Source organism: Delftia sp. PX-1, from assembly GCF_055797465.1.
Window position 1 is genome coordinate 4,134,565 of the sequence record NZ_CP184763.1, and the last position, 25,979, is coordinate 4,160,543.

The window sequence follows — 25,979 nt, forward strand, 5'->3', positions numbered from 1 at the left end:
CACCTGCGCCTGGCGCTCAACTATGCAAACGCGGCGGCCAGGGCCTGCTCCAGGTCGGCACGCAGGTCCTGCACCGCTTCCAGGCCGATGGCAAAGCGCACCACGGTGCCGCTGCGCAGCTGGGGCGTGGGGCAGCTGCGCATGGACGACAGCTCATAGGGCACGACCAGGCTGATGGGACCGCCCCAGCTGTAGCCGATCTTGAACAGGCGCAGGCTGTCGCAGAAGCGGTCCACGGCCTGCTGGCCGTGGCGCGGATCGATGACCACGCTGAACAGGCCGGCGGCCACGCCCTCGCCGCCTGCGGCTGCGCCACACAGCGCCTTCCAGTTCTCGTGGCCCGGAGCGCCTTCCAGCGCCGGGTGCAGCACCTGGGCCACGGCCGGCTGCTGCTGCAGCCAGCGCGCCAGCTCGCGCGCGGCGCGGTCCTGGGCGTGGTAGCGCAGCGCGATGCTGGGCAGGGAGCGCAGCACGGCCTCGGTGTCGTTGCCGCCCACGCCCAGGCCCAGGCGCATGTGCGCCAGCTTGATGCGCATGTGCAGCGCCTGGTCGCGCGTGATGATGCTGCCCATGAGCACGTCGCCACCGCCGCTGGGGTACTTGGTCAGCGCATGCACGGTGGCATCCACGCCCAGGCTGTGCGTTCCATCGGCCAGCAGATCGAAGGGATTGAAGGCCAGGCCCGCGCCCCAGGTGTTGTCCAGCACGGTGGTGATGCCCCGCTCGCGGCACAGGCTCACCATGGCGATGAGGTCGGGGAACTCCATGGTCACCGAGCCCGGCGCCTCCAGCCAGACCAGCCGCGTCTTGGGCGTGATTTTGGCTTCGAGGTCGGCAACATCCATGGCGTCATAGCACTGGTGGCGCACGCCGAAATGGGCCAGCTCGCCCTCGCTCAGGGTCTTGTTGGGACCGTAGGCGTTGTCGGGCAGCAGCATCTCGTCGCCGGTGCGCAGCAGGGCCAGGGAGGTGGTGGCGATGGCCGCCAGGCCGCTGGGTACCAGCAGGCACTGCAGGCCGCCTTCCAGCGCGCTCAGGCGCTCTTCCAGCAAGAAGGTGGTGGGCGTGCCGTGCAGGCCGTAGGTATAGCTGCTCTTGTCCAGCCACTGGCGGCGGCGCATGGCCGCCACGTTCTCGAAGATCACCGTCGAGGCCTTGTGCACGGGCGGCTGCGGCGCAACAAAGCCCTCGGGCGGCTGGTAGGGATGGTGGATGAGATGGGTGCTGATCTGCAGGTCGGGTGTGCTCATGCAGCGCATCTTATGCGCTGGGCTGCAGCGTTCAGGCATAAAAAAACCAGGCGGGGAATCCGCCTGGTTTTCACAAGGGCAACGGAGCCGGTGGCTGCGATCAGCTGGCCTTGATCTCCAGCATGTTGCTCACGTTGTTCACGCCCTTGACGGACTTGGCAATGTCGCCTGCGCGCATCTTGAGTGCTTCGCTGGGGACCGAGCCGGTCAGCGTCACGGCGCCTGCCTTGGTGTCCACGTCGATCTTGAGGGCGGAGATATCAGGCTCCTTGATCAGGTCGGCCTTGATCTGGGCCGTGATGCCGGCGTCGTCGAGTGCGGCGCCTGCCTGGCTCATGGCGTTGTTGGTGGCCACTTCGGCCTTGGCAGCACCTTCCTCTATCTTGGTGCCGGCGCTGCTCATGGCGTTGTCGATCTTCTGGCCGGCGCTTTGCGCGGCCTGCTGGGACTGCTGAACCGCAGAGTCGAGCTTCTGGCCCGCAGTGTCTTCGGTCTTGCCGCAGGCGGCAAGGCCGAAGGCCAGGGCAGACACGGCGAGGATCTGGCAGCAGCGTTGGGTGATGAAAGTCATGCGGTTACTCCTTGAATAGTTGTGAGGCGGTCAACACAGGCCTCGACTTTATTGAGGGCCCTGGGACAAACCCATACGACGCCGACGCAAGCGCCTGTAGGACAAGCCCGAACATCCCGGCACCATCCAGTTAGCATGACAATAGCGGCCATGCATTCCCTGGCGCGCTGGTTTCCCTTCCTGGCATGGCCCAAACCTTCGGCAGCCGTGCTGCGCGGGGAGTTCTGGGCAGGTCTCACCGTTGGTCTGATGCTTCTGCCCCAGGGCGTGGCCTATGCTGCCCTTGCGGGCATGCCGCTGATCACGGGCATTTACGCATCCATCGTTCCAGCCCTGGTGGCCGTGCTGTTCAGCGGCTCGCCCCGTCTGGGCGTGGGACCCACGGCCCTGAGCGCGCTGCTGATCGGCGCCTCGCTCACAGGCCTGGCCGAGCCAGGCTCCGCGCACTGGGTGGCGCTGGCCGCATGGATGGCGATTCTGTCGGGCCTGGTGCAGTGGTCGCTGGGGCTGATGCGCGCCGGCTGGCTGCTCAACCTGGTGACCTCGCCCGTGCTCACCGGCTTCACGCAGGCTGCGGCGCTGCTGATCCTGGCCTCGCAGCTGCCCACGCTGCTGGGCCTGCGCTCGACCTGGGGTGCCGTCTGGAACACGCCGTCGCTGCAGCTTTTCGACTGGCAGTCCATCGTCTACGGCATGGCCAGCATTGCCTTGCTCGTGCTCGCCAAGCGCTGGCGTGCGGCCTTTCCCTCGGCCATCTTCATCATCGCGCTGACCGGCGTGATCAGTTGGGCCACGGACTTTGCCGACGACGGCGGCGCCGTGGTCGGCCATCTGCCCGCGGGCCTGCCCAGCTTCCAGCTGCCGGGGCTGCTGAGCTGGGACGAGTTCGGCGCCCTGGTGATGCCGGTGCTGGTGATCTCGCTGGTGAGCTTTCTGGAGACGGCCTCCAGCGCCCAGGTGGAGCACCAGCAGGCCGGCACGCGCTGGAACGAGAACCAGGACCTGGTCGCCCAGGGCCTGTCCAAGATCAGTGCGGGCCTGTTCGGCAGCTTTGCCACCAGCGCCTCGTTCTCGCGCTCGGCCGTGAACCTGCTGGCCGGCGCCAAGACCGGATGGTCCAACGTGTTCTCCATCCTGCTGGTGGTCATCGTGGTGATGTGGTTCATCCCGGCGCTGTACCACGTGCCCAAGGCGGCGCTGGCGGCCATCGTGATCACGGCCGTGGTCAACCTCGTCAAGCCGCGTGTGCTGCTGCAGCTGTTCAAGGTGTCGCGCGTGGAGGGCAGCATTGCCCTGGCCACGCTGCTGCTGACCATCGTCACGGCGCCGCGCATGTACTGGGGCGTGTTCGCGGGCATCGTGCTGAGCCTGAGCTACTTCCTCTACCAGCGCCTGCACCCGCGCATCATCGAGGTGGGCCAGCATCCTGATGGCAGCCTGCGCGACCGCAACCTCTGGCAGTTGCCTCCGCTGGCGCCAGGCCTGCTGGCCCTGCGCATGGATGCCGAGCTGGACTTCGGCTCGGCCTCGGCCCTGGAGCGACGCATCGGCGACGAATGGGCGCTGCGCCCCGAGACGCACCACCTGTGCCTGCTGGCCCAGCCCATCAACCGCATCGACGTGACGGGCGTGGAGACCTTCGTGCGCCTGCAGCTGCTGGTGGCCAAGCGCAGCGGCGTGCTGCACGTGGTGGGCCTGAAGTTGCCGGCCGAGCAGGTGCTGCTGCGCGCCGGCGCCCTGCACCGCGGGCCGCACCTGCGGCTGTACCGCACCGATGCGGAATTCCTCGCCGCGCTGGCCCTGCCGCCCTTCATATCTCGGCCGGGATCAACATCTGTTACCAGCGATGGTGCAAAAGTCGACGCCGGCGCGGCGACAATTGAGCCTACACACTGATACACTTCACCGGCTTTTGATTCAGCCCTCTGTGACTGCCCCCGCCTCCCACCAATCCGTATACCTGCGCGACCTGCGCCTGGCCACAGCCCACGCGCTGGTTACCCACGCTGGCGGGGCGGTCCATTTGCCCACGGATTCGCCGACGCGATACCTGCAGGCGCTGATCGACGAACTGTGTTCGCTGTCGCTGCGCGACCCGCTCACGGGGCTGGCCAACCGCCGCCATTTCCGCACCATTGCCGAGCGCGAGATCGACCGTGTGGCGCGCTCGGGCGAAGCGGCGCTGATGCTGATGCTGGACATCGACCATTTCAAGCAGATCAACGACCAGCACGGCCATATCGTCGGCGACCGGGTTCTGCAGTCGGTGGCCCGGACCCTGACCAGTTGCGTGCGCCCCATGGACACGCTGGCCCGCTACGGAGGCGAGGAGTTCGCCATCGTGCTACCGGCCTGCCCTGCGACGTTCGGCCTGTCCGTGGCCGAGCGCATACGCAGCGCCATCGAGCGTATGCCGGTGGTCATCTCACCCACGTTGACACTGCAGATCACCATCAGCATCGGCGGCGCCTATGCGCTGCAGTGGATACGCAGCACCACGACCTTGTGGACCGAGCGTGCCGACAAACAGTTGTACCTGGCCAAGTCTGCCGGCCGCAACCGCGTGCACATTGAAGAACAACCAGACAGTACGGTAAGCGCGGAGGAAAAAAGCCTGCTTTTCGGACCTTTGTATGCCCCCTCCCCGTTTGACAATGGGCTGAATCCAGATATTGCAACCGATGTGGACCCCGAAGATGGACTCCGCTGATAGCCCGGTGGTAAGCGACAACGCCATTCCCCACCCCTCCCTGCCCGCTGCCGTTTCGATGAGCGATGCCGTGCGCGCCAAGCCGCGCGGACACATCATCGCCGTGACCAGCGGCAAGGGCGGCGTGGGCAAGACCTTCGTTTCGGCCAACCTGGCCGCAGCGCTGACACGCCATGGCCTCAAGGTCCTGGTGCTCGATGCCGACCTGGGCCTGGCCAACCTGGACGTGGTGCTCAACCTCTACCCCAAGGTCACGCTGCACGATGTGTTCACCGGCCGTTCCACGCTGGAGGAAGCCATCCTGCCCGCCCCCGGCGGCTACTCGGTGCTGCTGGCCGGCTCGGGGATGATCGAGTACTCGCGGCTCACGCCCGAGATCCGCCAGCAGTTCACGCACACCATCGAGACGCTGGCCCCTCGCTACGACATCGTGCTGCTGGACACGGGCGCGGGCATCTCCGACGTGGTGCTGTTCTCGGTGTCCATGGCCACCGAAGTGCTGGTCATCGCCACGCCCGAGCCCACCTCGCTGACCGATGCCTATGCGGCCATCAAGGTGCTTGCCATTCAGCAAAAGCGCCAGCAGATCCGCCTGGCCATCAACCAGGCCGCGCGTCCCGGCGATGGCCGCGCCATCACGGGTCAGCTCCAGCAGGTGCTCAACCGCTTTGTCAGCACGGCCTCCGGCGAGCCATTGCGGCTCACGCACCTGGGCGACATTCCCTCCGACCCGGCCGTGCGCGAGGCCGTGATGCGACGCCAGTTGCTGCTGCAATCCATGCCCGGTGCACCGGCTTCGCTGGCCGTGGCCCAGCTGGCCAATAAAATCAAGGCCCTGCTGGTGTCGGGCGGCTGATCGGGCCGCCCCTCGCCGGCGACCCGATCCAACCTGCGGCCCTTGCCGCCCCCGCCTGCCTGCCTGTGCCCGATATCCTCAATATTTCCTGCTACAAGTTCACGCCGCTGCCCGACGCAGCGGCGCTGCGCGACACCCTGGCCGAACGCGCCCAGGCCCTGGCGCTTAAGGGCACCATCCTGCTGGCCGAGGAAGGCATCAACTTCTTCCTGGCAGGCCCCGCCCAGGCGGTGCACAGCTTCGTCGATCAGTTGCGCAGCGATGAGCGCTTTGCCGACCTGGCCCCCAAGGAAAGCTGGTCCGACACCGTGCCTTTCCGCAAGATGCTGGTCAAAGTCAAGCGCGAGATCATCCGCATGGACCACCCCACCATCCGCCCGGCAGAGGGTCGCGCGCCTTCTGTCAGCCCCGCCACGCTGCGCCGCTGGCTGCAGCAGGGCCACGATGACGAGGGCCGCGAGGTGGTGACGCTGGATACGCGCAACGACTTCGAGGTCGATGCCGGCGCCTTCAAGGGCACCATCGACTGGCGCATCACCAAGTTCACCGAATTCCCGCCCGCGCTGCGTGCCCACAAGGCCGAACTGGCCGGCAAGACCGTGGTCAGCTACTGCACGGGCGGCATACGCTGCGAGAAGGCCGCCATCCTCATGCAGGACGAAGGCCTGGACCATGTCTATCAGCTCGAGGGCGGCATCCTCAAGTACTTCGAGGAGACCGACGGCGCCTTCTATGACGGCGGCTGCTTCGTCTTCGACGAGCGCCGCGCCGTGGGTGTGGACCTGGCCATCACGCCCTTGGCTCTGGCAGAGCCGCTGGAGCCGATACAGCCGACAAGCCCGCCAGGCAAGGCTTAGGCCTTCAACCGCAGCGCCTGCTGCGCCACGCGCTCGCCGAACAGGCGCGCGGTCTCCAGGTCGCCCGGCAGCATCTCGGCGGCCGAGGCATCCGAGGCCGATTGCGCCATGGCGCCGCTGAAGGCGCCTATCCAGTTGAGGTCGTTGCGCTGCGCGGCGCGCGCGTTGGACGGCAGCATGCCGCTGCCCACCCACAGCCCGCCGTGCTGCATGGCCAGCTGGAACAGATAGTCCAGCGTGGTCTGCTTGTTGCCGTTGACGCTGGCACTGTTGGTGAAGCCGGCGAACAGCTTGTCCTTCCAGGCCTGCACGAACCACGGCTTGGACGAGGCATCGGCAAAGCGCTTGAACTGCCAGCTGGGCCCGCCCATGTAGGTGGGCGAGCCGAAGATGATGGCATCTGCCGCCGCCAGCAGCTCCCAGCCGCCGGCAGGCAGCTGGCCGTCGCTGTCTATGGCCAGCATGCGCGCACCCGCGCCATCGGCCACGGCCTGGGCCATGCGCTGGGTGTGCCCGTAACCCGAGTGGTAGACCACCACGATATCTGCCATACAAGAAATCCTCGGGCGCCGGCCACGGCTCCAGGCCGGCAGGCGCCACATTCATCGATCATCCACGCCAAAAGGCCCCACAGCGCTGCTGCGGGGCCCACTCAGGCCGGTAGCCTAACAAAAATAAAGGAGCCGGCGGCAGTGCGCGGGCCACTCAATGGAGCCGTGCATCCACACTCCAGCCACCGGCGCCATGGGCGGCAAAGCCCAGCAGGCCGCCCGTGACGGCGATGTTCTTCCAGAACAGCAGCTGCTGCATCATGGCCGCGTCAGCCGGCACGCTCCAGTAGGCATGGAAGAAGAAGCTGGCCACCAACGTGAAGAAGGCCAGCGCCAGGGCCGCCCAGCGCGTGCACCAGCCCAGCAGCAGGGCCAGCCCGCCGACGATCTCCACCACCAGGGCCACGGCCACGCCGATCTGCGGCATGGGCATGCCCACCGAGGCCGCATAGCCCACCGTGCCGGCGAAGCCTCCGATTTTCTGAAAGCCCGCAGGCACGAACATCAGCGCGATCAGGATGCGGCCGGCCAGCGCCAGCGGGTTGCTCAGACGGTTCAGCATGATGGTTACTCCTCGTGAATGCTCAGGCTTGCAGATCGAACACCAGGACCTCGGACTGTTCCCCGTCGTGCAGGCGCAGTCGCGGTTCATTCTCCACAAGGGCCGCATCGCCCGTTGTCAGCCGTTGCCCATTGACGCTCAGCGCGCCGCGCACAAGATGCACATAGGTTTTGCGGCCGGGGGGCTGCTCCATTTCGGCGTGCTCATCGCCGTCGAACAGGCCGGCATAGAGCCGGGCATCGGCATGGACGGTGACCGAGCCATCCGCGCCATCGGGCGAGGCCACCAGGCGCAGGCGGCCGCGCTTTTCCTCGTCGGCAAAGGCTTTCTGCGCATAGCCGGGCGCAATGCCCGTCTCGCTGGGCAACAGCCAGATCTGCAGGAAATGCGTGGTCTGGCCCGGTGCGTGGTTGTGCTCGCTGTGCACCACGCCCGAGCCGGCGCTCATGCGCTGCACCTCTCCCGGCGAGATGGTCTGCTCATTGCCCATGCTGTCCTTGTGCGAGAGCCGGCCTTCGAGCACGTAGCTGATGATCTCCATGTCCTTGTGGCCATGGGCGCCAAAGCCCGTGCCCGGGGCGATATGGTCTTCATTGATCACGCGCAGGTTGCCAAAGCCCATGTGGCGCGGATCGTGATAGCCCGCAAACGAGAAGCTGTGGTGCGAGCGCAGCCAGCCGTGGTCGGCATGGCCGCGTTCGCGGGATTTGCGCAGGGCGATCATGTGTATGTCCCTTTCAACTGGTCAGATCTTCAAAACTCTTGCGTCGGTGGCTCCACTGTAGAAGCCGCTGTAGCAGGCCAGGCACAGCGGGATTGATGGCATCATTCAAAGCTTTTGAATCCATAACGCCCCATGCCCAGCCCCCGCGACGTGCTCACTCCCGACAGCCTGGCCATGCTCCAGGCCATTGCCGAGGCCGGCAGCTTTGCCGCCGCCGCACGCCAGCTGGGCCTGGTGCCAAGTGCCCTGACCTACCGCGTGCGCCAGATCGAGGATGCGCTGGACGTGCTGCTGTTCGACCGCCGCTCGCGCCACGCCCAGCCCACCGAGGCCGGCCGGGAACTGCTGCGCGAAGGCACCCGGCTGCTGCATGAGATCGACACCGTGGCCCACCGCGTGCGCCGTGTGGCCACGGGCTGGGAGCCGCACCTGACCATCGTGGTGGACGGCGCCGTGGCGCGCACGCCCATGCTGGAACTGGTCGAGGCCTTCTACGCCATGCAGCCGCCCACGCGGCTGAAGCTGCGCGACGGCATCCTCACCGGCACGCTGGAGACGCTGACCTCGGGCCGCGCCGACCTGGCCATCGGCGTGGCCGTCAACTCCAGCAACGTGGCAGGCCTGCAGGCCTGCGAGCTGGGCGAGCTGGACTTCGTCTTTGCCGTGGCGCCACACCATCCGCTGGCCACGGCGCCCGAGCCCATCACCGACGCGACGCTGCTGCAGCACCGCATCATCGCCGTGGCCGATTCAGGCCTGCGCGACAGCGCCAGCATGGGCCTGCTCAGCGGCCAGGACATCTTCACCGTGGACTCCATGCAGGCCAAGATCGAGGCCCAGGTGCGCGGCATAGGCTGCGGCTTCCTGCCCCATTTCATGGCCGACGTCTATGTGCAGGCCGGCCTGCTGGTAACGCGCCAGGTCGCCCGGCCCTCGCGCAATGTGCGCATGCACTACGCATGGTCCTGCCCGCCGCAGCAGGACCCGCCGCGCGCGCTGCAGTGGTGGCTGCAGCAGCTGGAAAGCCCCGCCACGCGCCGCGCTCTCATGGAAAATCATCACCGACATTGAGCTGGCGCACGCCGCCGGGCGGTCTGTGCGGGTGTAGAGTGGTTACAGGTCCCGGCCTGCTCCGCCGCTGCGGCGAAGCAGGCCGGCAAGGACATGCTTCCCGGAATCTGCCACTGCCCGCAAAGGTCTGCTCCATGAACGCTTCCCGCGCCGCCTCCAAGTCCACGGTCAAGAAAAAGGCCACCAAGCCCCCCGAAGCCTCCAAGGCGCGCCCCAAGGCCGGCGCGCGCCGCATCGCCGTGATCGGTGCCGGCATGGCGGGCCTGGCCTGCGCCCGCACGCTGATGCAGGCCGGCCACGATGTCCATGTCTACGAACGGCTGCCCCAGGTGGGCGGGCGCATGCGCTCCGTCAACGCCGCGCATGGCGCCTTCGACATCGGCGCGCAGTATTTCACCGTGCGCGACAAGCGCTTCGAGCTGGCCCTGCAGACCGTGCCCGGCCTGTGCCGCCCCTGGAGCGTGAGCACGCTGCGCGTGCTGGATGCGCAGGGTCGCCAGTCCAGCGCCGCACCCGCACCCACCGAGGCCCATTGGGTGGCCACGCCCGACATGCAGGCCCTGCCCATGGCCTGGGCCGCGCCGCTGTGGGACGCCGACCGCCTGCATCTGGGCCAGCGCGTGACCAAGCTCGAACGCCAGCCCGGCTCGCGCGGCTGGAGCCTGCATGTGGAGACGACCGAGCCGACCACGCAGATCCGCACGGGATTCGATGAAGTGATACTCGCCCTGCCCGCGCCCCAGGCGCGCCAGCTGCTGCAGACCACGCCCCTGGCCCTGTCGCTGGTGCAGGGCATGGCGGCCGTGGAGATGGCACCCTGCTGGGCGCTGACGCTGTCCTATCCCATGGCCACCGAGGCCGGCCTGTCCACCCTGGGCCCACAGTGGAATGCAGCCCGTACCACCCATGAGCGTGCAGTCTGGGTGGCGCGCGAATCGTCCAAGCCGGGACGCTCCCAGAGCGAGCGATGGACCGTGCTGGCCAGCCCCCAATGGTCCCAGGAGCACCGCTCCGACGACGCGCCCCGCGTGCTGGCCAAGATGCAGAAGGCCTTTGGCGAGATCACGCGCATCCGCATCCCCCCCCGCCATGCCAGCGTCTATCTCTGGCCCCATGCCCAGACCCTGTCGCCGCTGGGCAGCAGCCATTTGCGCAACAAGGACGCCGGCCTGGGCCTGTGCGGCGACTGGTGCATTGGCCGCCGTGTCGAGGATGCCTTTGTCTCGGGGCTGGAGATGGCGCTGGCCATGGTTGCGGACTGAGCCGAGGCAGTGTCCGGCTCCCAGGTCATGGCAAGGGGCGGCGCGAGGCTTTAACATCCGGCCCCGATGATTTGCGCCGTCCCTCAGTCCCCCGATCCCGGCATTGCCACCGCGGCCTCCCCCTATGTGGGCCGCTTTGCGCCCTCGCCCACGGGCCTGCTGCACGCAGGCTCCCTGGTGGCAGCGCTGGCCAGCTGGCTGGATGCCCGGGCCCACGGCGGGCGCTGGCTGGTGCGCATCGAGGACATAGACCCCCCGCGCTGCCAGCCCGGTGCCGACATGGCCATCCTGGGCCAGCTCGCCGCCTGCGGCCTGCTGCCCGACGAGGAGCCGGTCTGGCAATCCCGCCGCGGCGCCCTCTACGAGGCCGCTGTGGAGCAGCTCAAGGCCAGCGGCCTGGCCTATCCCTGCGGCTGCACACGCAAGGACATCGAGGCCGCCTGGGACCGCCTGGGCTGGATCCATGAACGCCATGTGGAGCGCCCCTACCCCGGCACCTGCCGCGACGGCCTGCATGGCAAGAGCCCCCGCGCATGGCGCTTTGCGCTGGACCACTTTGCCGGCCGCCACCCCGTGCTGCACTGGCAGGACCGCCGCATGGGCGCCCAGCAGCAGGACGTGACCCACAGCGTCGGCGACTTCGTGCTGCGCCGGGCCGATGGCCTGTGGGCCTATCAGCTGGCCGTGGTCGTCGATGACGGCCTGCAGGGCGTCACCCATGTGGTGCGCGGCGCCGACCTTGCCGACAATACGCCCCGCCAGATGCTGCTGCAGCGCGCCCTGGGCCTGCCCGCCCCGCAGTACCTGCATACGCCGCTGGTGCTCATGCCTGACGGCGAGAAACTTTCCAAGCAGCACGGCGCCCCCGCCCTGGACCTGAGCGTCCCCCTGGCCACGCTTCGCACCGCCGCCACCCACCTGGGCCTGCCCCAGCCTTCTCCACAGACCGCATTGGGCGAAGCGCTGCAGTTCTGGGTACGGAGCTGGCGCCATACATACAATTGAGCCCGTGAACCCAATTCCTTCCCCCCACGCCGAGCAGTCCCTGGACGGCGACATCCCGAACACCATGCCCGCTGCCTCCGGCACGCCGCATGATTGCCCTTCACCCTCCACGCCTGCGGCCGCGCGTACCGGCCAGCCGCCCGAGGGCGTGGCCCATCCCAAGACCATCAAGAGCTATGTGCGCCGCGCCGGCCGCACCACGACCGGCCAGGCCAAGGCCTTCGAGGAACTGGGCCCGCGCTTCGTGCTCAACTACCAGGCCGCGCCGCTGGACGCAGCAGCCACCTATGGCCGCCAGGGCCGGCTGATCCTGGAGATCGGCTTCGGCATGGGCGAGGCCACGGCACACATTGCGCGCGTGCGCCCCGACGACAACTTCCTTTGCTGCGAGGTGCACGAGCCTGGCGTGGGCGCCCTGCTCAAGCGCATTGGCGAGCAGGACATCACCAACATCCGCATCCTGCAGCACGACGCCGTCGAAGTCATAGACAACATGCTGCCCGAGGCCAGCCTCGACGGCGTGCACATCTTCTTTCCCGATCCCTGGCACAAGAAGAAGCACAACAAGCGCCGCCTGATCCAGGAGCCGCTGGTGGCCAAGCTGGCGCGCCGGCTGCGCCCCGGTGGCTACATCCACTGCGCCACCGACTGGGAACCCTACGCAGTGCAGATGCTGGAAGTGCTGGGCGCCGAGCCCCTGCTGGCCAACACGGCACAAGGCTATGCCGCCAAGCCCGACTACCGGCCGCTGACCAAGTTCGAGAACCGCGGCATCCGCCTGGGCCACGGCGTATGGGATCTGGTGTTTGAGCGCCGCTGAGCCGGTCGCGCCCTCCTCCAAGACAAGGCCTCGCATGCAGCCATTGCTACAGAATCTGGTCGAGATGACGGCCCACCGGGACCATCTGCGATTGGAAATCTCGGTGCTGTCCACCTTGTTCAAGCTCAACGGCGTGGTGCAGGTGCGGGCGCTGGAGCTGTTCGCCATGCCTGACGGCAGGCACTGCGTGCGTGCGCGCACCTGGAGCCAGGGCGATGAGGTCATGTCCACCGATGCCGAGGCCCTGTACGACCCGCAGAGCGTGGAGCTGTCCTCCATGCCCTCGCTGCAGCAGGCCCTGCAGCAGCGCGCCCTGGTCGCCTCGGCCGTGCAGCCCGATGGCCGCCATGTGCTGTGGCTGCCGCTGTGGCGCCAGGAGACGGCCTACCACTGCCTGGAGATTGCCCAGTCCACGGCCTTCTCGCCCAGCCGGCTGGATGTGATCCAGGGCATCTTCGGTGTCTATCACAACTACCAGAGCCTGCTGGACTACAGCGAGCGCGACGCGCTGACCGGCCTGCTCAACCGCAAGACCTTCGACGAGCAGTTCCTGCGCCTGTCTCTGCAGGAGCCGCCGGCAGCCATGCCTGGCGTGGCCACGCAAGATGTTCCGGGCCAGTGGCTGGCCGCCATCGACATCGACCATTTCAAGCGCATCAACGACCGCTTCGGCCATCTGTATGGCGACGAGGTGCTGATCCTGGTGGCCAACATCCTGCGCAGCTGCTTCGATGCCAAGGACCGCGTATTCCGCTTCGGCGGAGAGGAGTTCGTGGTGCTGCTGCGCTCGGTCAGCCTGGCCAATGCGCGCAAGGCGCTGGAGCGCCTGCGCCACGATGTGGAGAGCTACGAGTTTCCCCAGGTCGGCCGCATCACCGTGAGCGCGGGATTTGCCGCCATGGGCACCGGCGCGCCCGTGGAGGTTCTGGGGCATGCCGACCAGGCGCTCTACCACGCCAAGGAACATGGCCGCAACCAGACCTGGTACTACGGCGACCTGATCACCCAGGGATTGCTGGCACCTCAGGTGAACAGCAACGACATCGAACTGTTCTGAGCCCGACCTGAGGCCAGGCCGGTCAGGCCGGGTCGGTCAGGCCGTGTCGGCCACGCGCACGCAGTCGCGCCCGGCGTGCTTAGCCTCGTAGAGCATGGCATCGGCACGCTGCAGCAGTTGCTGCACGCCCTCGCCGCCACGCAATTGGGCCACGCCAAAGCTGGCCGTCAGCATCAGATCCAGCCCGTGGACATGCACGGGCGTGGTGCGCACGGTCTCGCGCAGTTGACCGGCCAGTGCCCCGGCCCGGGCCGCAGCGACACCAGGGATCACGATCAGGAACTCCTCCCCGCCGTAGCGCGCCATCCAGTGCGCCGACGAATCCAGCTCCAGCGCACGCTGGCAGCGCAGCGCCACCTCGCGCAGCGCGGCGTCGCCAGCGGCATGGCCGTGCCTGTCGTTCACCCGCTTGAAGTGGTCCACGTCCACGAACATCACGCTCAGCGCCGCGCCCCGGTCCCGGCTCTGGACGACCTCGGCCGCCAGGCGCTCGTCCATGGCGCGCCGGTTGAGGCAGCCGGTCAGCGCGTCGGTCAGCGACATGCGCTTGACCTCTTCCACCAGCTCCTGCAGTTGCCCGGTGCGCTGGGCCACCAGCAGGTCCAGATGCTCGATGTGGCCGCGCAGGTCATGCTGCAGCTGGGCAAAGCCCTGCACCACCAGATCGATCTCGTCGTGCTGGCCGCGCCGGGTCCGCTCCAGCACCAGTGGCCGCGACAGCTCGTTGGGCTTGAGGCTGGCCGCAAAGCTTGCAATCTGCTGCAGCGGCTGGCGAAGTTCGCGGCGCATCACCCAGGCCACCATCAGGCAGACCAGGGCCGTGAACAGCGCATAGCCCAGCAGCACACGCAGCGTGGAGTCGCGCAGCACCTCCAGGTAGTGGCCCCGGTTTTCCCAGACCTGCAACTCACCCAGCGGCAGGCTGGACTGGCTGTGCCTGGGCGCCGCAATGGCCATGGACACGGCGGGAGCCTGGCCATCCCTGGGCTCGCCGGCCTCGTACATCTCGCCCGTGGAGGTGACGCGCAGCTGCACATGGCCGACCAGGGGCAGCCGGCCCAGCCACTGCACCTGCTCGTGCACCAGGGCAGGCTCTATATCCCACAGCGCTGCCGACAGCGAGATCATGCTGTTGGTCACCACCGTCTCCATGGAACGGCGAAACTCCTGCTGCCCCTTGCGGTACTCCCACCAGGCGTGGGCACCGCCGAACACCAGCATGCAGGCCACGGCCAGCAGCATGATGCGCACAATCAGCAAGGAGGCGATCGAACGGAAGCGGGGCATGGAAGGCGCTCAGCGCAGCAGGTGCTTCAACTCGAATCCGTAGCGCCGCAGCCGGGGATTGAGGTGCTTGCTGTAGCTGCGAAAGTCCAGCGGAGCCAGGGGCGCGCTGATCCTGTGCTCGTAGCGGTCGATCTGGGACTTGTCCAGCAAGGCGAACATGGGCCGCACCTGCTCCAGCCCTTCGGTGGCGAAATCGCTGCCGTGCGCATGGTCGTACAGCATGACCAGGGCCCAGGCGCCCGTGAGGAAATGGCCGCCCGCCAATGCGCTCAGCTCGCCCGTGCGCAGCGCCGTCATGGCGGCGGCCGATGAATTGATGGCACTGAAGAAGGCATCGTGCCCGGGCGCTCCCCCGCGCGCGCGCCAGGCCTGCATGGCGCCAAAGGCCATCTCGTCGTTGCCGGCCCACACCAGGCGCACTTCGGGATAGCGCTGGAACAGCACGGCCGCCTGCTGCTCGGCGCGTTCGCGGCGCCATTCGCCAAAGACTTCCTGCTGCAGCACCACGTCGCCGGCCTCGGCCGCTGCGCGGCGCATGCCGGCATTGCGCTCCACCGACGAGGGCGTGGAGCGGTCGCCGGCAATGGCCACCATGTGCAGCCGGCCATCGGCCGCACGCGCGTGGCCCGACGCCCGCGCGGCGGCGAACAGGGCCTTGGCCGTGAGGTAGCCGGCCTCTTCGGCGCCCGGCTCCAGGCTGCCCAGCCAGTGGCGATAGCGCTCTCGCGCCACGCCGGTCTGGCCGCGCAATGTCTCGGGCACGCCACTGAAGGCCATGAAGCTGTCTATGCCTGCCGCCTCCAGCGTGCGCAGGATTTCGGGCGCCACGCTGTAGTCGTTGGTGAACATCACGTAGCGGGGCCGCTGCGCCTTGGGCAGGGCCGCGATCTGCCGCGCGATCTCGATGGGGCGCAGGTGGTCGCGCTGCGCATAGCGCACCTGCAGCTGCATGCCCAGGCTGCTGGCCGCGTCCTGCATGGCCTCGCTGACCGTGGTCCAGTAGCGCTCGTCGGATCGGCCGGGGTTGATGAAGACCACGCTTTGCGCGGCGGCAGCGGCCGATTGCGCCACCACGCCCATCACGCACGCCATGCGCAGCGCCCACGGCAAGACGCCCCGGTGGAGGAATCCACCGGGGCGTCCCGAAGCGGGAGCAGCAGCAATCATCTGCCGCGCAGCTGGATCAGGCGCGCTCTGCCACCCAGGCCTGCACGGCGGCCAGCGCGGCCGGCAGGCCCGCTGCATCCGTGCCACCGGCCATGGCCATGTCGGGCTTGCCGCCGCCCTTGCCGCCGACCTGGCTGGCCACGAAGTTCACCAGCTCGCCAGCCTTGATGCGCGAGGTCTCGGCCTTGGTCACGCCGGCAGCCAGCTGCACCTTGTCGCCATCGACCGCCGCCAGCACGATGGCGGCGGCGCCCAGCTTGTCCTTGAGCTTGTCCATGGTCTCGCGCAGGGTCTTGGCATCGGCGCCTTCCAGCCTGGCGGCCAGCACCTTGATGCCCTTGACGTCGACGGCCTGACCGGCCAGTTCGTCGCCCTGGCTGGAAGCGAGCTTGCCCTTGAGCGCAGCCACTTCCTTCTCCAGCGCACGGATCTGCTCCAGCGCGCCGCCGATGCGGGTGTTCAGCTCGGCCGTCGGCGCCTTCAGCGCAGCGGCCGCCTGGTCCACCATGGATTCCAGCGATTGCAGGTAGGCCAGCGCGTTCTCGCCGGTCACCGCCTCGATGCGGCGCACGCCAGCGGCCACGCCGCCTTCGCCCACCACCTTGAACAGGCCGATGTCGCCTGTGCGCTGCACGTGGGTGCCGCCGCACAGCTCGCGGCTGGTGCCGATGTCCAGCACGCGCACGGAGTCGCCGTACTTCTCGCCGAACAGCATCATGGCGCCCGAGGCCTTGGCCGATTCGATGTCCATCACCCGCGCGTCGGTGGGCGTGTTGGCCAGGATCTCGGCGTTCACGCGGCGCTCGATCTCGCGGATCTCGGCAGCGGTCACGGCCTGGTTGTGGGCAAAGTCGAAGCGCGTGCGCTCGGCGTTGACCAGCGAGCCCTTTTGCTGCACGTGGTCGCCCAGCACTTCGCGCAGGGCCTTGTGCATGATGTGCGTGACCGAGTGGTTGCGCATGGTGGCGGCACGCAGCTGCGTGTCCACCTCGGCCTGCACGGCATCGCCCACCTTCAGGCTGCCGGACTCCAGCACGCCATGGTGGCCGAACACATCGGCCTTGATCTTGAGCGTGTCCTCGACCGCGAAGCGCGCGCCTGCGGTGCTGATCACGCCCTGGTCGCCCACCTGGCCACCGGACTCGGCGTAGAAGGGTGTGGTGTCGAGCACGACCACGCCGCTCTGGCCGGCCTTGAGTTCCTGCACGGCGCTGCCTTCGGCATACAGTGCCACCACCTTGGCGGCCTCGGCCAGCTTCTGGTAGCCGGTGAAGGCATTGGCCTGGCCCGTGTACTCGAGGGCGCGGTCCATCTTGAACTTGCCAGCCGCGCGGGCCTTGTTCTTCTGTTCTTCCATGGCGGCCTGAAAGCCTGCCTCGTCCACGCCCAGGCCACGCTCGCGGCAGACGTCGTTGGTCAGGTCCAGCGGGAAGCCGTAGGTGTCGTGCAGCTTGAAGGCCACGTCGCCGGGCAGCACCTTGGCGCCACCGGCCAGCGCCGCATCCAGGATTTCCATGCCGTTGGCCAGGGTCTCGAAGAAGCGTTCTTCCTCGACCTTGAGCACTTCGGTGATGCGCGCTTCCTGCTCGCGGATCTTGGGATAGGCGTCGCCCATCACGGCCACGAGGTCCTTGACCAGCTTGTGGAAGAACGGCGTCTTCTGGCCCAGCTTGTAGCCGTGGCGGATGGCGCGGCGCACGATGCGGCGCTGCACGTAGCCGCGGCCTTCGTTGGACGGGATCACGCCGTCGGCCACCAGGAAGGAGGTGGCGCGGATGTGGTCGGCAATGACCTTGAGCGACGGGGTCTCGAGGTCGGCAATATGCGTCTCGCGCGCAGCCGCCTTGATCAGTGCCTGGAACAGGTCGATCTCGTAGTTGCTGTGCACATGCTGCAGGATGGCGGCCAGGCGCTCCAGGCCCATGCCGGTATCCACGCAGGGGGCGGGCAGCGGCTTGACGTTGCCCTGCTCGTCCATGTCGAACTGCATGAACACGTTGTTCCAGATCTCGATGAAGCGGTCGCCGTCTTCGTCAGGGCTGCCCGGAGGGCCGCCGGCCACGTGCGCGCCGTGGTCGTAGAAGATTTCCGAGCAGGGGCCGCAGGGGCCGGTGTCGGCCATCATCCAGAAGTTGTCGCTCTTGTAGCGGCCGCCCTTGTTGTCGCCGATGCGGATCACGCGCTCGGGCGGCAGGCCGATTTCCTTGGTCCAGATGTCGTAGGCCTCGTCGTCCTCGGCGTAGACCGTGGCCAGCAGGCGCTCCTTGGGCAGCTTGTAGACCTCGGTCAGCAGTTCCCAGGCCCACTTGAGCGACTCGCGCTTGAAGTAGTCGCCAAAGGACCAGTTGCCCAGCATCTCGAAGAAGGTGTGGTGGCGGGCGGTGTAGCCCACGTTTTCCAGGTCGTTGTGCTTGCCGCCTGCGCGCAGGCAGGTCTGCACCGAGGTGGCACGCGTGTAGGGGCGCTTGTCGGTACCCAGGAACACGTCCTTGAACTGGACCATGCCCGAGTTGGTGAACATCAGCGTCGGGTCGTTGCCGGGCACCAGGGGGCTCGACTCCACGATGGTGTGGCCCTTGGATGCGAAAAAGTCCAGAAAGCTCTTGCGAATGTCGGCAACGGTGAAAGTGGGTGTGCTCATGGTGTCTAGGAGTTCGGAGCGCGCACGCGGGGCGCTGTCCCTGGCGGGAGGGTGTCCCGTCGGGACCAACGCGCATTATAGGTTTGCCCCATCGTCGCGGCAGCGAGCCCTGCCTAGCCTCCATCACGCACGTGGCCAAAGAAGGCCTCTCCTCCCATCTGCCCGCCCTTGAGCACGATCTCCAGCCCGTCACTGGCCGGATCGCTGACATGCGCGCGCAACAGCGGCGCGCGACTGGCCGGACCTCGGCGCCTGCAGCTGTGGGTGGCGCCCCATCCGGGCCGCAGGGCCGACATTCTTGCGCTGGAGAAATGGCTGGTGCAGGAGATGGGGGAGATGGCTAGCACAGGCGATCTCGCCGTTCCCTGATTCCGCTCAGACTGCGCGCGATGGGCGCCCTGGATAATCGCCAGCCGGAACCACAGCAAGCACACCATGGCGCAACCACAGACACCCGAGCCTCATTCCAGCGAACCGGCCCCCGCTGCCAGCGCCAACGGATCCGATCCGGCCAAACAGCCAACACCGCCGAAATCGCCCAAGCCGCCAAAAAGCCGCATCGTGCCCTGGCTCATCGGCCTGCCCGTGGCCTTCTTCGCTGTGCTCATGCTGGCTGGCCAGTTGCTGTCCACGCCCGAAGGCGAGGCGCGCTGGGTGGAGCGCGAAACCATCAAGATCTGCCGCAAGGAAACCGCGCGGCCAGAGGCCGAGCGCAAGACGCAGCAGTTTGAATCGGTGCAGGACTGCGACAGGCTCGAATTCGACTTCAAGCAGCGCTACGGTGAAAACCCCTGAGGCGGAGCCGCAACGGACAATGCCCCCACGCTCCCCTGCTTCGCAAGGTCCGCTGCCCCCCAGGGGGCCAGCTTTTTGCCTTGGGGCGGCCCGGCGACAAAAAAGGCCGGCAGAGCCGGCCTTTGGCTTGCAAGGGCCCGTTCAGTCGCGCGTCTCGATGGCCCGGTTGATGCCCAGCGCCGCCAGCGTGCACAGCGCGCCCGACAGCAGATAGATGCCCAGCGCCACCAGTCCGAAGCGCGAGGACACGCCCAGCGCCACCAGCGGGGCAAAGGCCGCGCCGACCAGCCAGGCCATGTCCGAGGACAGGGCCGCGCCCGTATAGCGATAGCGCGAGGGGAAGTTGGCCGTCACCGTGCCTGCCGCCTGCCCGTAGGACAGGCCCAGCAGGATGAAGCCGACGATGATGAACACGTTGTTGCCCGTGGTGCCGCTGCCCAGCAGCCAGGGAGCCACAAAGCTGAAGATGCCGATCAGGCAGGCCATGGTGCCCAGCGTGTTGCGCCGCCCCACTCGGTCAGCCAGCCAGCCCGAAACCATGATGGCGCCGGCCGCACAGAAGGCGCCAACGATCTGCACGCCCAGCACATGGTTCACCGACTGGTCCGAATACAGCGAGATCCAGGACAGCGGGAAGATGGTCACCAGGTGGAAGAGCGCAAAGCTGGCAAGGGCTGCAAAGGCGCCGATGACCACGTTGCGGCCCTCGTCGCGCATCAGCGGCACCACGCCCATGGGCTCCAGCTCGCGCTGCGCCAGCAGCTCGGTGTAGGACTGGCCCACCACCAGGCGCAACCGGGCAAACAGTGCCACCACGTTGATGGCAAAGGCCACGCAGAAGGGATAGCGCCAGCCCCAGCTGAGGAACTCGTCGGCATCCACATGGGCATAGATGAAGGCAAACAGGCCTGCCGCCAGCACAAAGCCCAGCGGCGCACCCAACTGCCCGATCATCGAATACCAGCCCCGCCGGTTCTGGGGCGCCGACATGGCCAGCAGCGACGGCAGTCCATCCCAGGAGCCGCCCAGTGCAATGCCCTGGCCGATGCGCAGCAGCGCCAGCACGATGATGGCGTTCACGCCCGCCTGCTGGTAGCTGGGCAGGAAAGCCATGCCCACCGTACACACGCCCAGCAGGAAGAGCGCCAGCGTCAGCTTGGTCGCCCGGCCCCAGCGCCGCTGCACGGCCATGGACAGCGCCGTGCCCAACGGCCGCGCCACGAAGGCCAGCGCGAAGATGCCGAACGACATCAACGTGCCGTCAAGCTTGGAAAGATAGGGGAACAGCAGTGCCGGGAAGACCAGCACGCAGGCGATGCCGAACACGAAGAAGTCGAAGTACTCCGAGGATCGCCCCAGGATCACGCCGACGGCGATCTCGTTGGGCGTGACATCTTCGTGGGTGTCGGCGCGGGACAGAGATTCCTTGCTTTCGTAGCTTCCGTTGGGGAAGCTTGCAGTTGTGTCGAGGCCGCTCATAGATGGATGCTCCTTGTCTCGTCTCACTGACAGCTCCGTTCTACGCCCTCGCTTGATCTGGCGCAAGGCGGTTTCACCTCGACCGGACTTGGTGTTTTTCCTGCTGCGCGCGGCCGAAAAATGCGGCCTCCGGGCCGCCGGGACCCCGCTGCCTGCCCCGCCAGGTAGCAGAAAGTTCCCGGCTTCTCCTTGACGTTGGACAAAATGTCCAATGGACAAATTTATACTTCGTAATACATTTGCCCGGATCTTGTAATCCGCGTTTCTATGTAAACGCGCTCTTGTTGCGCCCCTAGCATGCTAAAAATCAAGGAACTCCGTGGGCCTGCGTGGCTCACCGCGGCCGCTTTGACAGCCAGTCTCACTGGCTGCAGCAAAGCCGTCGTGCTCAACCCGGCCGGCGATATCGCCGCGCAGCAAGGCAACCTGGTGGTCACGGCCACCTTGCTGATGCTGATCATCATCATCCCGGTGATCATCCTCACGCTGCTGTTCGCCTGGAAATACCGCCAGTCGAACACCGAGGCCCACTACGACCCCGAATGGCACCACTCCACCACGCTGGAGCTGGTGATCTGGTCCGTGCCGCTGATGATCATCATCGCGCTGGGCGCCATCACCTGGATCAGCACCCACAAGCTCGACCCCTACCGCCCGCTGGACCGCGTCTCGGCCTCCAAGCCCTTGAGCACCGATGTCAAGCCGCTGGAAGTGCAGGTCGTGGCCATGGACTGGAAGTGGCTGTTCTTCATCCCTGAAAAGGGCATCGCCACCGTCAACGAGCTGGCCGCTCCCGTGGATCGTCCCATCCACTTCAAGCTGACCGCCACCTCGACGATGAACGCCTTCTACGTGCCTGACCTGGCCGGCATGATCTATGCCATGCCCGGCATGCAGACCGAGCTGAACGCAGTGATCAACAAGACCGGTGTGTTCCACGGCCTGGCATCGCACTACAGCGGCGCCGGCTTCTCGGGCATGACGTTCAAGTTCCACGGCCTCAGCGACGAGGAATTCGAGCAGTGGGTTGCCAAGGCCAAGTCCGAAGGCAAGGCCCTGAACCGCGACACCTACCTGAATCTGGTCAAGCCCAGCGAGCGCAACCCGGTCGAGCGCTTCGCCACCGTGGACGAAGGCCTGTACGACAAGGTGCTCAACCGCTGCGTCGAGGAAGGCAAGATGTGCATGCACCACATGATGGCCATCGATGCCGCAGGCGGTGAAGCCTATCTCAAGGCCGTGGGCATGAACCTGCCCCAGGATGTGTGCACGGTGCAAAACGCCGACCGCGTCGTGGCCTTCCTGGACCAGCGCGACGGCTCGGCCGCCAGCGCACAGCAATAAGCAGATAGCGGAAGCGGACGACGGCCAGCCCGCCGCCCGTTCCAAAACGACCTAAGAGACTCGATATGTCTGAACATACCTCCCCGGCACAGGCCCACTGGCTGCTGGGACGCATCACCTGGGACTCCATCCCGATGGCGCATGAGCCCATCGTGCTGGTGACCTTCATCGCCGTGGTGCTCGGCGGCCTCGGCGTGCTGGGCCTTCTCACTAAGTTCCGCCTGTGGGGCCCGCTGTGGCGCGACTGGCTGTGCAGCATCGACCACAAGAAGATCGGCATCATGTACATGATCCTCGGTCTGGTCATGCTGCTGCGCGGCTTCGCAGATGCGCTGATGATGCGCCTGCAGCAGGCCATGGCCTTCGGCGACAACCTGGGCTACCTGCCTCCGCACCACTACGACCAGATCTTCACGGCCCACGGCGTGATCATGATCTTCTTCGTGGCCATGCCCTTCGTGACCGGCCTGATGAACTACCTGGTGCCGCTGCAGATCGGCGCCCGCGACGTGTCCTTCCCGTTCCTGAACAACTTCAGCTTCTGGATGACCACGGGCGGCGCCGTGCTGGTGATGATCTCGCTGTTCCTGGGCGAGTTCTCCACCTCCGGCTGGCTGGCCCTGTCCAACCTGGGGGCGCAGAACCCGGGGGTGGGGCTTGACTACTACATCTGGGGGTTGCAGGTGGCCGGTGTCGGCACCACGCTGTCGGGCATCAACCTGATCGTGACCATCATCAAGATGCGCGCACCCGGCATGAACCTGATGAAGATGCCCGTCTTCACCTGGACTGCCCTGTGCACCAACGCGCTGATCGTGGCCTCGTTCCCCATCCTGACCGCAGCCCTGGTGCTGATGTCGCTGGACCGCTACGTCGGCACGAACTTCTTCACGAACGACCTGGGCGGCAACCCCATGCTGTACGTGAACCTGATCTGGATCTGGGGCCACCCCGAGGTCTACATCCTGATCCTGCCGTGCTTCGGCATCTTCTCCGAGATCGTCTCGACCTTCAGCCGCAAGCGCCTGTTCGGCTACACCTCCATGGTGTACGCGACGGTGTGTATCACCATCCTGTCCTACCTGGTGTGGCTGCACCACTTCTTCACCATGGGCTCGGGCGCCAGCGTGAACACGTTCTTCGGCATCACGACGATGATCATTTCGATCCCGACGGGCGCCAAGATCTTCAACTGGCTGTTCACCATGTACCGCGGCCGCATCCGCTTCACCGTGCCGATGCTGTGGACCGTGGGCTTCATGTGCACCTTCGCCATCGGCGGCATGACCGGCGTGCTGCTGGCCGTTCCCCCGGCCGACTTCGTGCTGCACAACAGCCTGTTCCTGATCGCCCACTTCCACAACGTGATCATCGGCGGCGTGGTGTTCGGCGTGTTCGCCGGCATCAACTTCTGGTTCCCCAAGGCCTTCGGCTACAAGCTCGACGAGTTCTGGGGCAAGTGCTCGTTCTGGTTCTGGCTGGTCGGCTTCTGGGTGGCCTTCACGCCGCTGTACGTGCTGGGCCTGATGGGTGTGACGCGCCGCGCCAACCACTTCGAGGACCCCTCGCTGCAGATCTGGTTCATCATCGCCGCCTGCGGCGCAGGCCTGGTGGCCCTGGGCATCGGCAGCTTCCTGATGCAGCTCGTGGTCAGCTACTTCAAGCGCGACCAGCTGCGTGACGAAACCGGCGATCCATGGGAAGGCCGCACGCTGGAGTGGGCCACATCCTCGCCCCCGCCCCAGTACAACTTCGCCTTCACGCCCGTGGTGCATGAGATCGATGCCTGGTGGGATATGAAGAAGCACGGCTACCAGCGTCCGCTGACCGGCTTCAAGCCCGTGCACATGCCCGCCAACACCGGCGCCGGTGTCGTGATCGCTGCGCTGTCCACGGTCTTCGGCTTCGCGATGATCTGGCACATGTGGCCCCTGGCCATCGTGTCCTTCGCCGCCACCGTGCTGGCGTCGATCATCCACACGTTCAACTACAAGCGCGACTACTACATCCCCGCCGCGGAAGTCGCGGCCACGGAAGAACTGCGCACACAACAGCTGGCACGTCATGTCTGATATCCGTTACACCGCAGGCGGCGCTGCCGCCCTGGCCCCGCGTGAGTACCACCTCGCCGAGGAGCCCCATCCCGAAAACGGCACCGCTCTGGGCTTCTGGCTCTACCTGATGAGCGACTGCCTGATCTTTGCAGCGCTGTTCGCCACCTATGGCGTGCTGGGCCGCAACTACGCTGCAGGCCCCACGGGCGCCCAGCTGTTCGACCTGCCCCTGGTGGCGATGAACACGGCCTTCCTGCTGCTGTCGTCCATCACCTTCGGCTTCGCCATGCTGCAAAAGCAGCAGGGCAAGCTGGGCGGCACGCAGATGTGGCTGGCCATCACCGGCCTGTTCGGCCTGTGCTTCCTGGGCCTGGAACTCTATGAGTTCTCCCACCTGCTGCACGAGGGCGCTGGCCCTCAGCGCAGCGCCTTCCTGTCCTCGTTCTTCACGCTGGTGGGCACCCACGGCCTGCACGTGACCTTCGGCCTGATCTGGCTGGTCACGCTGATGATCCAGATCAACAAGCACGGCCTGACGCACGAGAACAACCGCCGCCTGATGTGCCTGTCGATGTTCTGGCACTTCTTGGACGTGGTCTGGATCGGCGTCTTCACTTTTGTTTATCTGATGGGGGTGCTGTAAATGGCTGCACACGACATCCACGCCGGCCACGGTCACCACGACCATCACGGCCATGACGACCACCACCACGATGCCGGCCCGCACAGCACGTTCTCGGGCTACATGTGGGGCTTCGTGCTCTCGATCATCCTGACGGCCATTCCGTTCTGGCTGGTGATGGGCAACATCATCTCGGACCGCTCGACGGCCGTGATGGTGCTCGGCGGCTTCGCCGTGGTGCAGATCCTGGTCCACATGGTCTTCTTCCTGCACATGAACGGCAAGATCGAAGGCGGCTGGACCCTGCTGTCCACCATCTTCACCGTGGTCTTCGTGGCCATCGGCATCGCAGGCACGCTGTGGGTCATGTTCCACATGAACACCAACATGATGCCCCAGCACACCATGCCGGCCGATCCTGCGGCGCAGACGGCACCGGCCGTGGTCACGCCTTGACCGCATCCGGAAACTCCGGGCCCTCCAGCCGCGCAGGCGCATCGCGCCGGCGCGGCCCACTCGCTCAGGCGATGCTCATCTCGGTGGGCATCGCCTTGTTTTTGGGCTTCATCTTCCTGGGCAGCTGGCAGGTGCAGCGCCGCGCCTGGAAGCTGGATCTCATAGAGCGCGTGGAGCAGCGCGTGCACGCCGCGCCCGCTGCCCTGCCCCCGCCCGCCGAATGGCCGCAGATCACGGCCGCCGACCATGAATACCGCGCTGTGCAGGCCAGCGGCCAATGGCTGACAGGCAAGACCGTGCTGACCCAGGCCGTGACCGAGCTGGGAGCAGGCTTCTGGGTGCTGATGCCGCTGCAGCTGGACGATGGCAGCCAGGTGCTGGTCAACCGGGGCTTCATCCCCACGGAGCAGCGCGCACGCTGGCAGGCGCAGCCCGGGCAGGCATCCCAGGACCAAGTGACGGTGTCCGGCCTGCTGCGCATCAGCGAGCCGCGCGGCGGTTTTCTGCGCGAGAACGATCCTGCTCAGCAGCGCTGGTTCTCGCGCGATGTGGCGGCCATTGCACAGGCCCAGGGCCTTGGCAAGGCAGCGCCCTATTTCATCGACGCCGGCCTGCCCGGCCAGCCCGTGGCGGACGGCACCTGGCCGCGCCCGGGCATGACCGTGATCCGCTTTCCCAACAGCCACCTGGTCTACGCACTGACCTGGTACGGATTGGCGCTGATGGTGGTCGGTGCCGCCTGGCTGGTCAGGCGCAATGACCGGCAGCCGGCCGACAAGCCATAGAACCGCCTTGCGCAGGCAATGGGGCCATCGATGACATCGGTGGCCCTTTTTCT

25 protein-coding genes are annotated in these 25,979 nt (G+C 66.8%); 16 read left to right on the top strand and 9 right to left on the bottom strand.

The window, feature by feature from the left end; translation table 11 throughout:
• Window positions 1-20: 20 nt before the first annotated feature.
• On the bottom strand, window positions 21-1,250 hold the full coding sequence (locus tag ACN20X_RS18970) for a PLP-dependent transferase (RefSeq protein ID WP_016447158.1): 1,230 nt from the start codon (window positions 1,248-1,250) through the stop codon (window positions 21-23).
• A 100-nt stretch (window positions 1,251-1,350) separates the two neighbouring features.
• Window positions 1,351-1,821 (bottom strand): BON domain-containing protein, encoded by a 471-nt coding sequence (locus ACN20X_RS18975; RefSeq protein ID WP_473041423.1) that lies wholly within the window; start codon window positions 1,819-1,821, stop codon window positions 1,351-1,353.
• A 150-nt stretch (window positions 1,822-1,971) separates the two neighbouring features.
• On the opposite strand from ACN20X_RS18975, the gene ACN20X_RS18980 reads away from it, so the two are divergent.
• From ACN20X_RS18980 to ACN20X_RS18995, 4 genes are all read left to right on the top strand, one after another.
• Window positions 1,972-3,717, top strand: coding sequence for a SulP family inorganic anion transporter (locus ACN20X_RS18980; RefSeq protein WP_473209737.1), 1,746 nt, complete (start codon window positions 1,972-1,974; stop codon window positions 3,715-3,717).
• A gap of 31 nt (window positions 3,718-3,748) precedes the next feature.
• Window positions 3,749-4,531, top strand: coding sequence for a GGDEF domain-containing protein (locus tag ACN20X_RS18985; RefSeq protein ID WP_017403908.1), 783 nt, complete (start codon window positions 3,749-3,751; stop codon window positions 4,529-4,531).
• The gene (locus tag ACN20X_RS18990; protein ID WP_016447162.1) at window positions 4,518-5,387 is read left to right on the top strand and encodes a MinD/ParA family protein; all 870 of its coding nucleotides are present in this window, start codon (window positions 4,518-4,520) and stop codon (window positions 5,385-5,387) included. The genes ACN20X_RS18985 and ACN20X_RS18990 overlap by 14 nt, the downstream gene beginning before the upstream one ends.
• Window positions 5,388-5,452: 65 nt before the next feature.
• Window positions 5,453-6,244 carry a sulfurtransferase gene (locus ACN20X_RS18995; protein ID WP_209802558.1) on the top strand — a complete coding sequence of 264 codons (792 nt, stop codon included), beginning with the start codon at window positions 5,453-5,455 and terminating at the stop codon, window positions 6,242-6,244.
• Here the strand turns inward: ACN20X_RS18995 and ACN20X_RS19000 are convergent.
• The 3 genes from ACN20X_RS19000 to ACN20X_RS19010 all read right to left on the bottom strand — a co-directional run bounded on the left by ACN20X_RS19000 (window position 6,241) and on the right by ACN20X_RS19010 (window position 8,081).
• The gene (locus ACN20X_RS19000) at window positions 6,241-6,795 is read right to left on the bottom strand and encodes a flavodoxin family protein (RefSeq protein WP_074921314.1); all 555 of its coding nucleotides are present in this window, start codon (window positions 6,793-6,795) and stop codon (window positions 6,241-6,243) included. The genes ACN20X_RS18995 and ACN20X_RS19000 overlap by 4 nt on opposite strands.
• A 154-nt stretch (window positions 6,796-6,949) precedes the next feature.
• On the bottom strand, window positions 6,950-7,357 hold the full coding sequence (locus ACN20X_RS19005) for a DoxX family protein (protein WP_126311443.1): 408 nt from the start codon (window positions 7,355-7,357) through the stop codon (window positions 6,950-6,952).
• Between the two features lie 22 nt (window positions 7,358-7,379).
• Entirely contained in the window at window positions 7,380-8,081 is a 702-nt protein-coding gene (locus tag ACN20X_RS19010) for a pirin family protein (protein ID WP_126311444.1), read from the bottom strand.
• 132 nt (window positions 8,082-8,213) lie between these two features.
• Here ACN20X_RS19010 and ACN20X_RS19015 point away from each other — a divergent pair, with 132 nt between their 5' ends.
• The 5 genes from ACN20X_RS19015 (at window position 8,214) to ACN20X_RS19035 (ending at window position 13,296) form a co-directional block, all read left to right on the top strand.
• Complete coding sequence (locus ACN20X_RS19015; protein ID WP_016447172.1) at window positions 8,214-9,152, top strand: LysR family transcriptional regulator; 939 nt, start codon at window positions 8,214-8,216, stop codon at window positions 9,150-9,152.
• Window positions 9,153-9,286: 134 nt separating this feature from the next.
• Window positions 9,287-10,414 (top strand): NAD(P)/FAD-dependent oxidoreductase, encoded by a 1,128-nt coding sequence (locus ACN20X_RS19020; RefSeq protein ID WP_016447173.1) that lies wholly within the window; start codon window positions 9,287-9,289, stop codon window positions 10,412-10,414.
• A gap of 66 nt (window positions 10,415-10,480) precedes the next feature.
• Complete coding sequence (gluQRS, locus tag ACN20X_RS19025) at window positions 10,481-11,419, top strand: tRNA glutamyl-Q(34) synthetase GluQRS (protein ID WP_016447174.1); 939 nt, start codon at window positions 10,481-10,483, stop codon at window positions 11,417-11,419.
• Window positions 11,420-11,483: 64 nt separating this feature from the next.
• The gene (gene trmB, locus ACN20X_RS19030; protein ID WP_197065211.1) at window positions 11,484-12,239 is read left to right on the top strand and encodes a tRNA (guanosine(46)-N7)-methyltransferase TrmB; all 756 of its coding nucleotides are present in this window, start codon (window positions 11,484-11,486) and stop codon (window positions 12,237-12,239) included.
• A gap of 34 nt (window positions 12,240-12,273) precedes the next feature.
• Entirely contained in the window at window positions 12,274-13,296 is a 1,023-nt protein-coding gene (locus ACN20X_RS19035) for a GGDEF domain-containing protein (RefSeq protein ID WP_016447176.1), read from the top strand.
• Window positions 13,297-13,332: 36 nt separating this feature from the next.
• On the opposite strand, the gene ACN20X_RS19040 is transcribed toward ACN20X_RS19035, so the two are convergent.
• The 3 genes from ACN20X_RS19040 to alaS form a co-directional block, all read right to left on the bottom strand.
• Window positions 13,333-14,583 carry a GGDEF domain-containing protein gene (locus ACN20X_RS19040; protein WP_473209738.1) on the bottom strand — a complete coding sequence of 417 codons (1,251 nt, stop codon included), beginning with the start codon at window positions 14,581-14,583 and terminating at the stop codon, window positions 13,333-13,335.
• A 9-nt stretch (window positions 14,584-14,592) separates the two neighbouring features.
• Complete coding sequence (locus ACN20X_RS19045) at window positions 14,593-15,675, bottom strand: ABC transporter substrate-binding protein (RefSeq protein WP_016447178.1); 1,083 nt, start codon at window positions 15,673-15,675, stop codon at window positions 14,593-14,595.
• A gap of 91 nt (window positions 15,676-15,766) precedes the next feature.
• Window positions 15,767-18,391, bottom strand: coding sequence for an alanine--tRNA ligase (gene alaS, locus ACN20X_RS19050; RefSeq protein ID WP_473209739.1), 2,625 nt, complete (start codon window positions 18,389-18,391; stop codon window positions 15,767-15,769).
• A gap of 168 nt (window positions 18,392-18,559) precedes the next feature.
• Here alaS and ACN20X_RS19055 point away from each other — a divergent pair, with 168 nt between their 5' ends.
• Together ACN20X_RS19055 and ACN20X_RS19060 are read left to right on the top strand one after the other, a co-directional pair.
• A complete protein-coding gene (locus ACN20X_RS19055; protein WP_128422700.1) occupies window positions 18,560-18,760 on the top strand; it encodes a hypothetical protein in 201 nt (66 codons plus the stop codon).
• 192 nt (window positions 18,761-18,952) lie between these two features.
• Window positions 18,953-19,186, top strand: coding sequence for a hypothetical protein (locus ACN20X_RS19060; RefSeq protein ID WP_017403895.1), 234 nt, complete (start codon window positions 18,953-18,955; stop codon window positions 19,184-19,186).
• A gap of 141 nt (window positions 19,187-19,327) precedes the next feature.
• On the opposite strand, the gene ACN20X_RS19065 is transcribed toward ACN20X_RS19060, so the two are convergent.
• Entirely contained in the window at window positions 19,328-20,665 is a 1,338-nt protein-coding gene (locus ACN20X_RS19065; RefSeq protein WP_016447181.1) for an MFS transporter, read from the bottom strand.
• A gap of 297 nt (window positions 20,666-20,962) precedes the next feature.
• On the opposite strand from ACN20X_RS19065, the gene cyoA reads away from it, so the two are divergent.
• The 5 genes from cyoA to ACN20X_RS19090 all read left to right on the top strand — a co-directional run bounded on the left by cyoA (window position 20,963) and on the right by ACN20X_RS19090 (window position 25,926).
• Window positions 20,963-22,009: a ubiquinol oxidase subunit II gene (gene cyoA, locus ACN20X_RS19070; protein ID WP_016447182.1), complete on the top strand. Its 1,047-nt coding sequence runs from the start codon at window positions 20,963-20,965 to the stop codon at window positions 22,007-22,009.
• A gap of 65 nt (window positions 22,010-22,074) precedes the next feature.
• Window positions 22,075-24,081 carry a cytochrome o ubiquinol oxidase subunit I gene (cyoB, locus tag ACN20X_RS19075; RefSeq protein WP_016447183.1) on the top strand — a complete coding sequence of 669 codons (2,007 nt, stop codon included), beginning with the start codon at window positions 22,075-22,077 and terminating at the stop codon, window positions 24,079-24,081.
• On the top strand, window positions 24,074-24,706 hold the full coding sequence (gene cyoC / locus ACN20X_RS19080) for a cytochrome o ubiquinol oxidase subunit III (protein ID WP_016447184.1): 633 nt from the start codon (window positions 24,074-24,076) through the stop codon (window positions 24,704-24,706). Before cyoB ends, cyoC begins: the two co-directional genes overlap by 8 nt.
• A complete protein-coding gene (cyoD, locus tag ACN20X_RS19085) occupies window positions 24,707-25,141 on the top strand; it encodes a cytochrome o ubiquinol oxidase subunit IV (RefSeq protein WP_016447185.1) in 435 nt (144 codons plus the stop codon).
• Between the two features lie 71 nt (window positions 25,142-25,212).
• Entirely contained in the window at window positions 25,213-25,926 is a 714-nt protein-coding gene (locus tag ACN20X_RS19090) for an SURF1 family protein (RefSeq protein WP_473209740.1), read from the top strand.
• The last annotated feature ends 53 nt before the right edge of the window (window positions 25,927-25,979 follow it).